Genomic DNA, 12353 nt, shown 5'->3' with positions numbered 1-12353 from the left:
TCGACGTGTGCGCATCTCTGCTCATAAGGTTCGCATATGCCCGACATCGTCACGCTCACCATGAACCCGGCCCTCGATGTCACCACATTCACAGACCACGTGGTGCACACCCGCAAACTCCGGTGCGACGAGCCGTTCTACGACGCCGGCGGGGGCGGGGTGAACGTCGCGAAGGTCGCCCGCGTACTCGGTGCGTCGGCCGCAGCGGTGTATCCGGCCGGGGGTGCGCGCGGCGAGCAGATGAGCGGTCTGCTCGACGACGACGACGTCGAAGAACACATCGTGCCCATCGTCGACGACACCAGGGAATGCTTCACGGCGATCGACCGCACGAGTGGGCTCGAATACCGGTTCGTCACGCCCGGCCCAGAACTGACCGCTGCGGAACAGGAACAGTGCCTCGCCACGCTGACCAAGGTGGCGAAAGACGCGAAATACGTCGTTGCCAGCGGGAGCCTCCCGCCCGGCGTGCGGGGCACCTTCGTGCGGAGGGTCGCCGAGGCCGCCCGCGACGCCGGTGCGCGGTTCGTCCTCGACTCGTCGGGCGACGCCCTCACGAGCATCGAGTCGGGGATCTTTCTCGTCAAACCGTCGTTGGACGAACTGTGCGAATGGGTCGGTCATGACCTCCCTACCTCGGACGACCGGATCGCCGCGGCCCGCGAACTCGTCGACCGTGGTGTCGCGGAGATCGTCGTGGTGTCGCTCGGCGCCGACGGAGCCATCATGGTCACCGCCGCCGAGGTCGTGCAGGTGCCTGCCCTCGACGTCGAGGTGCGCAGCGCGGTCGGTGCCGGTGACAGCATGGTCGCCGGGCTTGTCGTGGGATTGTTGCAGGACCGGCCGCTGCGTGACGCATTGGCGCTGGGAATTGCCTGCGGCTCCGCCGCCTTGCTGACGGCGGGCAGCCACGTCTGCCGCCGCGAAGACATCGATCGTTTCGACGCGCTCGCCCGCGGTCTGTGATTTCGACGGCGCCGCTTCGGGTCGAACGCGACGGCCCCACTGGTTCGCCGTGTCCATGAGTGCTCGAAGTTTCGCCCATGTCTGTGGGTTTCCGCACCTCGACGACCTGAGGAAACCCGTGTGACGAGAGGAAAGTCCCGGAAGCCGACGGCGTTCGCGAGCGCTCCGCCCTTGTCGTAAACCCGCTTAGAAAGTAGCTTAGATTCTAAGCGAAAACGAAGGGGAGTGACGTGAACAGGTCGATGTGGGAGGGCCGCGACGATCTGGCGGACGTGGTCACGAGTGATCTCTCCCGTCGATTGAGCACGGCCACAGTCCTGTTTCATCACGCCGTCGCCGAACGGCTCGGGCTCGGTCCCACCGACCACAAGTGCCTCGATCTGCTGTACGAGAGGGGTGCGATGACCGGCAGTGAGTTGGCGGCGATCACAGGGTTGACCACCGGCGCGGTCACCGGGGTCGTCGCGAGGCTGGAGAAGGCGGGGCACCTGACACGTGAGCCCGACCCTCGTGACGGGCGCAAGCAGATCCTGCGTCCGGTGTTCGATGCCTCGCCCGAGATCGCCGAGGTGTTCGGCAGCATCCGAGACGACGCGGCCGGTCTGGTCGCGGGATTCGACGATCACGAACTCGCCACCATTGCCGAATTCCTCTCCCGCAGCATCGAATTCTCGTACCGGAGGGTCGCGATCATGCGGACCGAAGCGATATCGAGAGCAAAGGAGAAAGATCATGACCGATGATGCACAGCTCAGGGATCTGTTCGATCGGATGTGCCGAGCGTGGACCGACGGCGACGCGAAGGCCTACGGCGCGTGCTTCAGCGAGGATTGCGACTATGTCTCGTTCGACGGCACCCGAATCATCGGGCGCGGCGCGGTTATCGAATCCCACGACGCGCTGTTCCGAGGTGTGCTGTTCGGTAGCGCCCTGGTCGGCGAGATCGACTCGATACGTCACCTCGGTGACGATGTCGCGCTGTTGTACGGCACCGGTTCGGTCGTCGTTGCATGGCGGTCGCAACCACCGAAACGGCGATTGACCCGCAACACCATCGTTGCGGTTCGAACCGCGGAGGGTTGGCTGTTCACGGCGATCCATAATGGCCGGATTCGTCCGGTGCGGATTCCGGTGTCGGATTCCTTCGCCGCGCGAGCGGCCCGCTCCTTGGTGCAGGCAACTCGTGCGGTGGGATTGGGGCGCGCGCAGCCCACCGGCGTGCCGGCCTGATCGGCGTTGCGTGCGTCGTGTCGTCGACCGATGCGATCCTCGGTGCGGAGCGCGCTTCCTCTGCGACCGCACCGCGGTCGCCATCACCGGAGCACCCCCCTGCGGCGCTGAGGCGACCGCGACCGAGATAGTGCGGTGGACAAGGCCGGATGGCACCTCGCCGAGTTCGGCGGATTACCCGCGGTAGCGGGCACAGTGCCCTGACCTTCCTTCAGGAAACCATCCTGTCGGCACGCTGACCAGGGCAGAAAGTCCCCGATTCGGTGTGTAGCCCGCACCGACACGGACGTCATCGCGCGCACTAGACTCGACCGATGTGGCCCACCCGATGATTGCCCCCTCCATCCTGTCCGCGGATTTCGCACGCCTCGCCGACGAGGCCCAGGCCGTCGCCGGCGCCGATTGGTTGCATGTCGATGTCATGGACGCGCATTTCGTACCGAACCTGACTCTCGGCCTGCCGATCGTGCAGTCCTTGCTGAAGGCAACCGACATCCCTCTCGACTGTCATCTGATGATCGAGGATCCGGGTAGGTGGGCGCCGCCGTACGCCGAGGCCGGCGCGCACAACGTCACGTTTCACGCCGAGGCCACGGACGATCCCATCGCTGTCGCGCGGGATATCCGCGCCGCAGGTGGTAAGGCCGGACTGTCTGTGAAGCCCGGCACCCCCATCGAGCCGTATCTCGAGATCCTGAAAGAGTTCGACACGCTTCTCGTGATGAGTGTCGAACCGGGATTCGGTGGGCAGTCCTTCATCCCCGACGTGCTCGGCAAAGCCCGCGCGGTCCGGAAACTGGTGGATTCCGGTGAACTGCGCCTTCTCGTGGAGATCGACGGGGGGATCAACGCCGATACCATCGAGGCCGCTGCCGAGGCCGGTGTCGATTGTTTCGTCGCAGGTTCTGCGGTCTACGGCGCGGAGGATCCCGCAGACGCGGTGCGCAAACTGCGCGCGCAGGCAGGGAAGGCCTCCGCGCACCTGACCCTCGCGCCGTGATCGCGCCGGAACTCACCGAAGCGCTGCAGTTCGCGCTCGACGCCGCGGAAGCAGTGCGTGGGACGACGAGCCCCAATCCGCCGGTGGGCGCGACCATCGTCGACGCGAACGGTCGAATCGTCGGAGTGGGGGCCACTGCACCGCCCGGCGGTCCCCACGCCGAAGTGCGCGCCCTGGCGGCCGCCGGAGACAGGGCGCGTGGCGGAACCGCCGTCGTCACCCTCGAACCCTGCAACCACACCGGTCGTACCGGACCCTGCGCACAAGCTTTGATCGATGCCGGCATTGCGACAGTGCACTACGCGATCGCAGATCCGAACCCGGTTGCCGGGGGCGGCGCAGACACCCTGCGTGGCGCAGGCGTGGCGGTCCACGAAGGTCTCGGCGCGGACAGTGTGGCCAACAGCTCACTTCGCACGTGGCTGCATCGGCAACGCACCGGCCGGCCGCACGTGACCTGGAAGTACGCGGCGGGGCTCGACGGGCGCAGCGCGGCCGCCGACGGCACCAGCCAGTGGATCTCCGGAGCGGACGCCCGCACACGCGTGCACGACGAACGCAGCAGACTGGACGCGATCGTCGTGGGCACCGGCACCGTTCTCGCCGACGACCCATGGTTGACCGCGCGTCTGCCCGACGGTGATCTCGCGCCCCATCAGCCCTTGCGTGTGGTCGTCGGGTTCAGCGACCTTCCCACCGATGCGCGAGTGCTCGACGACAGCGCGCCCACCCTGGTGCTGCGCACCCACGACGTCGACGAGGTCCTTGCTGCGCTCGCCGATCACCCCGACGTGCTCCTCGAAGGTGGCCCGCGTCTCGCGGGGGCATTCCTCGCGGCCCGCCGGGTCGATCGAATCCAGGCCTACATCGCGCCGGTCGTGCTCGGAGACGGCACCGCCGCTGTGCAGGACGCGGGCGTCACCACGATCACCGAGGCGCTACGGTTTCGTCGGGAGCGCGTCGAGACCGTCGGCGCCGATGTCCTCATGACCCTGGTCCCGGACCGGGACTGACGAACCCGGTCCCGGACCGGGAGTGAAGGAGCCGACCGTGTTCACCGGCATCGTGGAAGAACTGGGTGAAATCGTGGCGCGCGAAGACCTCGCGGATGCTGCTCGATTCACTGTGCGGGGGCCGGTGGTGACAGCCGACGCCAAACACGGCGACTCGATCGCGGTCAACGGTGTGTGCCTGACCGTCGTCGACGTGGTCGACACCGACTCCTTCACCACGGATGTGATGCAGGAGACATTGAACCGTTCGAGCCTCGAAGGTCTCACTGCGGGCAGCCGCGTCAACCTCGAACGCGCGGCGGCGGTGAACAGTCGTCTCGGCGGGCACATCGTTCAGGGCCACGTCGACGGTACCGGAGCCGTGCTCTTGCTCACGCCGTCCGAGAACTGGACGGTGGTCCGGATTTCGTTGCCTGCGAGCATCGCCCGGTATGTCGTCGAGAAGGGTTCGATCACGGTAGACGGTGTGTCGCTGACGGTGTCGGCGCTCGGCGGCGAACCCGGCGACGAATGGTTCGAGATCTCACTGATCCCGACGACGTTGTCGCTGACCACGCTCGGTGGCGCCGAGGCGGGTACCACCGTCAACCTCGAGGTCGACGTGATCGCGAAGTACGTGGAGCGACTGCAGAACGCTCGGTGAGAGGTCGTACTGTGGAACAGGACAGTGGACGCGAAGCACGAGTCGTCCGACTAGAAGATTTGGAGTCAGGGCAAGTGACGAGGTTCGACACCATCGAGCGCGCGGTCGCCGACATCGCCGCCGGTAAGGCGGTCGTCGTGGTCGACGACGAAGACCGTGAAAACGAGGGCGACCTCATCTTCGCTGCGGAGAAGGCCACTCCCGAACTCGTGGCGTTCATGGTGCGCTATACCTCCGGTTATCTGTGTGTGCCGCTCGACGGTGACGACTGCGACCGGCTCGGTCTGCCCCCCATGTACTCCACGAACCAGGACAAGCACGGTACCGCGTACACGGTCACCGTCGACGCGAAGGAAGGTATCGGCACCGGCATCTCGGCGTCCGACCGTGCCACCACGATGCGGCTGCTCGCCGACCCCGACTCGACCGTGCTGGACTTCACGCGTCCGGGCCACGTCGTGCCGCTGCGCGCGAAGGAGGGGGGCGTCCTGCGACGCCCCGGCCACACCGAGGCGGCCGTCGACCTCGCCCGAATGGCAGATCTGCGCCCGGCAGGCGTGATCTGCGAGATCGTGTCGCAGAAGGACGAGGGCCACATGGCCCGCACCGACGAGCTTCGGGTGTTCGCCGACGAACACGACCTCGCCCTGATCTCCATCGCGGATCTCATCGCGTGGCGCCGCAAGCACGAGAAGCACGTGGTGCGGGTCGCCGAGGCCCGTATCCCCACCCGGCACGGTGACTTCACCGCGGTCGGGTACCAGAGCATCTACGACGAGGTCGAACATGTCGCACTCGTCCGCGGTGACCTCGCCGGACCCGACGGTGACGGCGCAGACGTGCTGGTACGCGTGCACTCCGAATGCCTGACCGGTGACGTGTTCGGATCGCTGCGCTGCGATTGCGGTCCTCAACTCGACGCGGCACTCGAGATGGTGGCCGCGGAGGGGCGCGGTGTCGTGCTCTACATGCGTGGGCACGAGGGCCGTGGCATCGGGCTGATGCACAAACTGCAGGCCTATCAGCTGCAGGATGCGGGGTCCGACACCGTCGACGCGAACCTGGAACTCGGGTTGCCCGCCGACGCACGCGACTACGGCATCGGCGCGCAGATCCTCGTAGATCTCGGTATCGCATCGATGCGGTTGCTGACCAACAACCCGGCCAAGCGGGTCGGGCTGGACGGATACGGACTGCAGATCACCGAGCGTGTCCCGATGCCGCTGCGTGCCAACTCGGAGAATCTCACCTACCTGCGTACCAAGCGCGACCGGATGGGTCACGACCTGATCGGACTCGACGACTACGAAGCCGGTGACGCCTGATGAGCTGTGAAGGGCTGCCCGACCTGCAACTCGCGGATGCCGCCGGTCTGCGTGTGGCGATCGTCGCGGGCCGCTGGCACACTACGATCTCCGATGCGCTCATCGCCGGGGCTCACCGAGTCGCCGTGGACGCCGGGATCACCGAGATCACCGTCGAACGTGTCGCAGGTGCGATCGAACTGCCCGTGGTCGCGCAGCAACTTGCCCGCACCCACGATGCCGTGGTCGCGTTGGGTGTCGTGATCCGCGGCGGCACCCCGCACTTCGAGTACGTGTGCGACGCCGTGACCTACGGATTGACCCGCGTCGCCCTCGACGAGGGCACACCGGTCGGCAATGGTGTGCTCACCACCGACACCGAGCAGCAGGCACTCGACCGTGCCGGGCTGCCGGATTCGATCGAGGACAAAGGCGGCCAGGCATGTGCAGCCGCACTCGACACCGCCGTGACTCTGCGACGGCTCCGAGGAGCAGCGCGGTGACAGCAGCGACCGACACCGAGTGGGAACTCGACGTTCGCGCACGCAAGATGACCCGGGCGGCGCAGATCATCGCCGGGTTCCTGGTGGTCGCACACATCGGTGCGGCCGTGGTCCTGCGGTCGGGCGGCGACACCGGTGTGCACCTGCGGGTCGCCGACCAGATCGCGATGGTCCTGATCGGACTTGTGGTCGCGGCCGGGGTACTGCTGTTCACCCGCCCCCGGCTGCGTGTAGGCGCGAGCGGTATCTCGATTCGGAACATGTTCCAGGAGAAGCATTTCGGCTGGAGTCACGTGCGTGGAATCTCGTTTCCGCACGACGCGCCCTGGGCTCATCTCGAACTTCCCGACGACGAGTATCTGGCCGTGGTCGCGGTGCAGGCCCGCGACGGTGCACACGCTGTCGACGCCTTGGAGCGCTTTCGTGCGATAGAAGCACGGTACGGCCGGGGTGTCGGCGCCGACGGCTAGCCTGGACGTCGTGCCCGACCCCTCGACATACCGCCCCGCCCCCGGCACCATCCCCACGGAGCCGGGGGTGTACAGATTCCGCGACCCGCACGGCCGGGTCGTCTACGTCGGCAAGGCCAAGAGCTTGCGCTCGCGTTTGAATTCGTACTTCGCCGACGTCTCCTCATTGCACCCGCGCACCCGGCAGATGGTCACCACCGCAGGCAGCGTCGAGTGGACGGTGGTGCGCACCGAAGTCGAGGCGCTGCAACTCGAGTACAACTGGATCAAGGAATTCGATCCGCGCTTCAACGTGCGGTATCGCGACGACAAGACGTATCCGATGCTGGCCGTGAGCGTGGGGGAGGAGTTCCCGCGACTGTTCGTCTACCGCGGTCCCCGACGAAAAGGTGTGCGTTACTTCGGCCCCTACTCGCATGCGTGGGCGATCCGGGAGACCCTCGACCTGTTGTTGCGGGTGTTCCCCGCCCGTACCTGCTCGACAGGCGTCTTCAAACGACACTCGCAGATCGGGCGGCCGTGCCTGCTCGGTTACATCGACAAGTGCTCGGCTCCCTGTGTCGGTCGGGTCGATGCCGACGAACACCGCCGGATCGTCGACGACTTCTGTGACTTTCTCGCCGGTCGCACCGACCGGCTCGTCCGCGAGGTCGAGAAACGAATGCACGATGCCTCGGAGGAACTCGACTTCGAGCTCGCCGCACGTCTGCGCGACGACCTCGGCGCGCTGCGGAAGGCGCTCGAGAAGCAGGCCGTGGTGCTCGGTGACGGAACGGACGCCGATCTCGTCGCGTTCGCCGGCGACGATCTCGAGGTCGCCGTCCAGGTGTTCCACGTGCGCGGTGGCCGCGTCCGCGGTCAACGTGGCTGGGTTGTGGAGAAGTCCGGCGACGTCGTCGACCGCCCGGCGGACCGTGACGCGCGGCCGTCCGGATCCGACGATGCCGAACGCGACGAAGAATTGTCGCTGCTCGTCGAACAGTTCCTCACCCAGTTCTACGGCGAGGAGGTTGCGGTCACCACCGCCGCCGACAGCGACCGCGCTGCGAGCGCGGTGCCACGTGAAGTCCTGGTTCCGGTGCTGCCACCGGACCCGGACGAGATGAGTCGCTGGTTGTCGGGTCTCCGGGGCGGGCCGGTGCGGCTGCGCGTACCACAGCGCGGCGACAAGAAGGCGCTCGCCGAGACGGTGTTGCGCAACGCGAAGGAAGCGTTGACGCAGCACAAACTGCGGCGGGCCGGCGATTTCACCGCTCGGTCGGCGGCATTACAGGGTATTCAAGAGGCCCTCGACCTCGATTCGGCGCCGCTGCGCATCGAATGCGTCGACATCAGCCATGTACAGGGCACGGATGTCGTTGCATCACTGGTGGTCTTCGAAGACGGGCTTCCGCGCAAATCCGACTATCGGCGCTACGCGATCAAGGAAGCTGCCGGTGAGGGCAGATCCGACGATGTCGGTTCGATCGCCGAGGTCACGCGCCGCCGATTCCTCCGTCACAACCGCGACGTCGCGCACGCCGCGACCGGCGAGGGCGGTGGTGACGGTGGTGACGCAGCACCGGAGGCCGCGCTCGACCCGGCCACCGGCAGACCGCGCCGCTTTGCGTACCCACCGAACCTGTATGTGGTGGACGGCGGTGCGCCACAGGTGGCGGCGGCCGCGGAAGTCCTCGATGATCTCGGTATCACCGACGTTGCCGTGATCGGTCTCGCCAAACGCCTCGAGGAAGTGTGGGTGCCCGGAGAGGACGACCCGGTCATTCTGCCGCGCGCGAGCGAGGCGCTGTACCTGCTGCAACGAGTGCGCGACGAGGCACACCGGTTTGCGATCACCTACCACCGCAGCAAACGCTCGCAGCGCATGACGGCGTCCGCGCTCGACGGGATCCGGGGCCTCGGCGACACGCGGCGAAAAGCGCTCGTGATGCATTTCGGGTCGGTCGCGAAACTGCGCCTGGCCACCGTCGAGGAGATCACGGCGGTCCCGGGGATCGGTCGCGCAACCGCGCAGACCGTGCACGACGCCCTCCGTGCCGAGATGGTGAGCGGCGTCTCGACGTCCCTACCCGACTCGACTCCGGAACCCGGTCCGGATGCAGGAGACACGCCGGTGGGCAATGATGACACAGTCGGCGTGTCGGAAATACGAGCGGAGTCGCAGCAATGACGGATGTCGGTAGTGACACCATCGGATCGAGTCGCGACGGTGCCGCACCCCGCGCCGAGGTGATCATCATCACCGGACTGTCCGGGGCCGGGATGAGCACCGCAGCCACCGCGCTCGAAGACCTCGGATGGTTCGTCGCCGACAATCTTCCGCCGCAGTTGGTCATCTCCATGATCGATCTCGCGGTTCGCGCCGAGCCACCGCTCGAACGGTTGGCCATCGTCATGGATGTGCGCAGCCGTCTGTTCACCGGCGATCTCGGTCAGGTCGTCAACGAACTGGCTGCGCGGCCGGTCCAGACCCGTGTGTTGTTCCTCGAGGCGACGGATGCCGTGCTCGTCCGACGGTTCGAGCAGGTCCGTCGCAGTCATCCCTTGCAGTCCGACACCGCCGACCGCACCCTCACCGACGGGATCGCGGCCGAACGCGGACAACTCGCACCGGTGAAGGCAGCGGCCGACCTCGTCGTCGACACGTCCGCGCTGACGGGGCCGGAACTGCGTCGCAAGATCGAAACGGCCTTCGGAGACGCGACTTCCGACACCATTCAGGTGACCGTCGAATCATTCGGTTTCAAGTACGGTCTGCCGATGGACTCCGACCTCGTATGCGATGTGCGCTTCCTCCCGAACCCCCACTGGGTTCCCGACCTGCGTCCACAGACGGGCCGCGATGCTCCGGTGCGCGACTACGTCCTGTCCCACGAGAGCGCACCGGAGTTCCTCGACAGTTACCAGCGGATGCTCGAACTGACGACCGCCGGGTATCGGCGCGAGGGCAAGCGGTACATGACCATCGCGGTGGGTTGTACCGGCGGCAAGCACCGCAGCGTTGCCATGACCGAAGCCCTCGCGGGTCGATTGAGCGGCGAACCCGGACTCGACGTGCACGTGGTGCATCGTGATTTGGGGCGCGAGTGAGTACCTATCTGGGAGATTCTCCGACCGGTCCGGCGATCACGGCACTCGGCGGGGGACACGGCTTGTTCGCGACGCTGCGCGCCGTGCGCCGGCTCACGGACCGGGTCACGGCTGTCGTCACCGTCGCCGATGACGGCGGGTCGTCGGGCCGGCTGCGCGCCGAGCTCGGCGTGATCCCCCCCGGCGACCTGAGGATGGCGCTCGCCGCGATGTCTGCCGCCGATGCCGAGGTGGATATCTGGACGCAGACCGTGCAGCACCGTTTCGGTGGCACCGGCGCCCTTGCCGGGCATTCGGTGGGCAACCTGATCCTCGCGGGCCTGACCGAGGTATTGGGCGACACTGTCGCCGCCCTCGATGCCGTGGGTCGCCTCCTGCAGGTGCGTGGCCGGGTCCTGCCGATGTCACCGATTGCGCTCGACATCGAGGCAGACGTCTCCGGCCTCGAAGCAGACCCGCGGGCGAGCCGATGTATCCGCGGGCAGGTCGCGGTCGCAACCACACCCGGCAAGGTGCGGCGTGTGCGGCTGATCCCGGCCAACCCACCCGCCGGTCCCGAGGCGCTCGATGCGGTGTGCGATGCCGACATGGTGGTGCTCGGGCCGGGCTCGTGGTTCTCGAGCGTCATCCCGCACGTGCTGGTCCCGGACCTCAACGATGCCCTGATCCACACGAACGCCCGTAAGGTGCTGGTGCTCAACCTGGCTGCCGAACCAGGCGAAACCGCCGGGTTCTCCGCCGAACGTCACCTGCACGTTCTGGCACAGCACGCGCCGGACTTCCGCGTCGACAAGGTCGTCGTCGACGAAGCATCGGTACCCGTCGGACGCGAACGTGAGCACCTTCGGCGCGCCGCGACCGGTTTCGGCGCCGAGGTCGACTTCGTCGACGTCGCAGAACCCGGCACCCATCGGCACGACCCTGCCAAGTTGGCGAGGGCGCTCGGACAGTATCTGACCACGCCGCACGGACACAGCAGTTCCGTGGGCGGTGGCGGAAGGGAGATCGTCTCGTGGCAATGACAGCGGAGGTCAAGGACGAGCTGAGCAGGCTCGTCGTCACCCGCACCAGCAATCGCAAGGCCGAGGTGTCCTCATTGCTGCGGTTCGCGGGCGGTCTGCACATCGTCGCGGGACGTGTGGTCGTGGAGGCGGAGGCCGATCTCGGGTCGATCGCGCGGCGGTTGCGCAAGGAGATCTTCGAGCTGTACGGCTATCAGGCGGAGGTACTCGTACTCGGTGCCGGCGGGTTGCGCAAGAGTTCGCGTTACGTGGTGCGGGTCGGCAAGGACGGTGAGGCACTCGCACGGCAGACCGGGCTGCTCGACAACCGCGGTCGGCCGGTGCGGGGGTTGCCCGCGCAGGTGGTCGGCGGCAGCGTGTCCGATGCCGCCGCAGCGTGGCGCGGTGCGTTCCTTGCGCACGGCTCACTGACGGAACCGGGCCGCTCCTCGGCTCTCGAGGTCAGCTGCCCCGGACCGGAGGCAGCGCTCGCCCTGGTGGGTGCTGCCCGTCGTCTCGGGATCACCGCGAAGGCACGTGAGGTCCGCGGTGCCGATCGCGTCGTACTGCGCGACGGTGAGGCAATCGGTGCGCTGCTGACCCACATGGGCGCGCAGGACACCCGGCTGATCTGGGAAGAGCGTCGAATGCGGCGTGAAGTGCGTGCGACCGCCAACCGGCTCGCGAACTTCGACGATGCGAATCTGCGGCGGTCGGCGCGAGCCGCGGTCGCGGCGGCTGCCCGGGTCGAGCGGGCACTGGCCATCCTCGGCGCCGACGTACCGGATCATCTCGCGGCAGCGGGCACGCTGCGGGTGCAGCACCGACAGGCATCGCTCGAGGAACTCGGTCAACTCGCGGACCCGCCGATGACCAAGGACGCTGTCGCCGGTCGGATCAGACGGCTGCTGTCCATGGCCGATCGCCGTGCGAAGGAAATCGGGGTCCCCGACACCGAGTCCGCGGTGACCGCGGAGTTGCTCGAGGAAGCCTAGGGCTTCACTCTGATGTGGTGATTCGTGCCACGCAAGGGCGGATCCCGAGTGGTGAACCACGCACATTAGAGTAGTGGTCACACCAGCAGACTCATCTTGGATTCTGGGCAAACTTAAATTCTGGGCAAAGGAGCTTCA

General features: G+C 67.0%; 12 protein-coding genes and 1 pseudogene. All 13 read left to right on the top strand.

The features are described 5' to 3' along the window. Positions 1-36: 36 nt before the first annotated feature. Positions 37-966, top strand: coding sequence for a 1-phosphofructokinase family hexose kinase (locus HCA61_RS23425; protein ID WP_169690584.1), 930 nt, complete (start codon positions 37-39; stop codon positions 964-966). A gap of 230 nt (positions 967-1196) precedes the next feature. After that, on the top strand, positions 1197-1709 hold the full coding sequence (locus HCA61_RS23420) for a MarR family transcriptional regulator (protein ID WP_206040476.1): 513 nt from the start codon (positions 1197-1199) through the stop codon (positions 1707-1709). Continuing rightward, the gene (locus HCA61_RS23415; RefSeq protein ID WP_206040475.1) at positions 1699-2196 is read left to right on the top strand and encodes an SgcJ/EcaC family oxidoreductase; all 498 of its coding nucleotides are present in this window, start codon (positions 1699-1701) and stop codon (positions 2194-2196) included. Before HCA61_RS23420 ends, HCA61_RS23415 begins: the two co-directional genes overlap by 11 nt. A 316-nt stretch (positions 2197-2512) precedes the next feature. Next, entirely contained in the window at positions 2513-3196 is a 684-nt protein-coding gene (gene rpe, locus HCA61_RS23410; RefSeq protein WP_169690583.1) for a ribulose-phosphate 3-epimerase, read from the top strand. Next, complete coding sequence (ribD, locus tag HCA61_RS23405; protein WP_169690582.1) at positions 3193-4209, top strand: bifunctional diaminohydroxyphosphoribosylaminopyrimidine deaminase/5-amino-6-(5-phosphoribosylamino)uracil reductase RibD; 1017 nt, start codon at positions 3193-3195, stop codon at positions 4207-4209. Before rpe ends, ribD begins: the two co-directional genes overlap by 4 nt. Before the next feature lie 37 nt (positions 4210-4246). After that, complete coding sequence (locus tag HCA61_RS23400; RefSeq protein ID WP_169690581.1) at positions 4247-4852, top strand: riboflavin synthase; 606 nt, start codon at positions 4247-4249, stop codon at positions 4850-4852. A 74-nt stretch (positions 4853-4926) separates the two neighbouring features. Beyond that, positions 4927-6177, top strand: a complete 1251-nt coding sequence (locus HCA61_RS23395; protein WP_169690580.1) for a bifunctional 3,4-dihydroxy-2-butanone-4-phosphate synthase/GTP cyclohydrolase II — start codon at positions 4927-4929, stop codon at positions 6175-6177. Continuing rightward, positions 6177-6659 carry a 6,7-dimethyl-8-ribityllumazine synthase gene (ribH, locus tag HCA61_RS23390; RefSeq protein WP_169690579.1) on the top strand — a complete coding sequence of 161 codons (483 nt, stop codon included), beginning with the start codon at positions 6177-6179 and terminating at the stop codon, positions 6657-6659. The genes HCA61_RS23395 and ribH overlap by 1 nt, the downstream gene beginning before the upstream one ends. Then, a complete protein-coding gene (locus tag HCA61_RS23385) occupies positions 6656-7129 on the top strand; it encodes a PH domain-containing protein (protein ID WP_169690578.1) in 474 nt (157 codons plus the stop codon). Before ribH ends, HCA61_RS23385 begins: the two co-directional genes overlap by 4 nt. 10 nt (positions 7130-7139) lie before the next feature. Next, positions 7140-9161 (top strand): annotated as a pseudogene (uvrC, locus tag HCA61_RS23380) (excinuclease ABC subunit UvrC); the annotation flags it as partial. Positions 9162-9295: 134 nt separating this feature from the next. Next, positions 9296-10219, top strand: coding sequence for an RNase adapter RapZ (gene rapZ, locus HCA61_RS23375; protein WP_169690576.1), 924 nt, complete (start codon positions 9296-9298; stop codon positions 10217-10219). Next, positions 10216-11241 (top strand): uridine diphosphate-N-acetylglucosamine-binding protein YvcK, encoded by a 1026-nt coding sequence (gene yvcK / locus HCA61_RS23370; protein ID WP_247274651.1) that lies wholly within the window; start codon positions 10216-10218, stop codon positions 11239-11241. Before rapZ ends, yvcK begins: the two co-directional genes overlap by 4 nt. Next, positions 11238-12215, top strand: coding sequence for a DNA-binding protein WhiA (gene whiA, locus HCA61_RS23365; RefSeq protein ID WP_206040498.1), 978 nt, complete (start codon positions 11238-11240; stop codon positions 12213-12215). The genes yvcK and whiA overlap by 4 nt, the downstream gene beginning before the upstream one ends. Positions 12216-12353: the final 138 nt, after the last annotated feature.

The organism is Rhodococcus sp. HNM0563 (assembly GCF_012726195.1).
Lineage (GTDB): Bacteria > Actinomycetota > Actinomycetes > Mycobacteriales > Mycobacteriaceae > Rhodococcus.
Note: the sequence above shows the minus strand (reverse complement) of the source record. Positions and strands in the feature narration are given on the sequence as shown.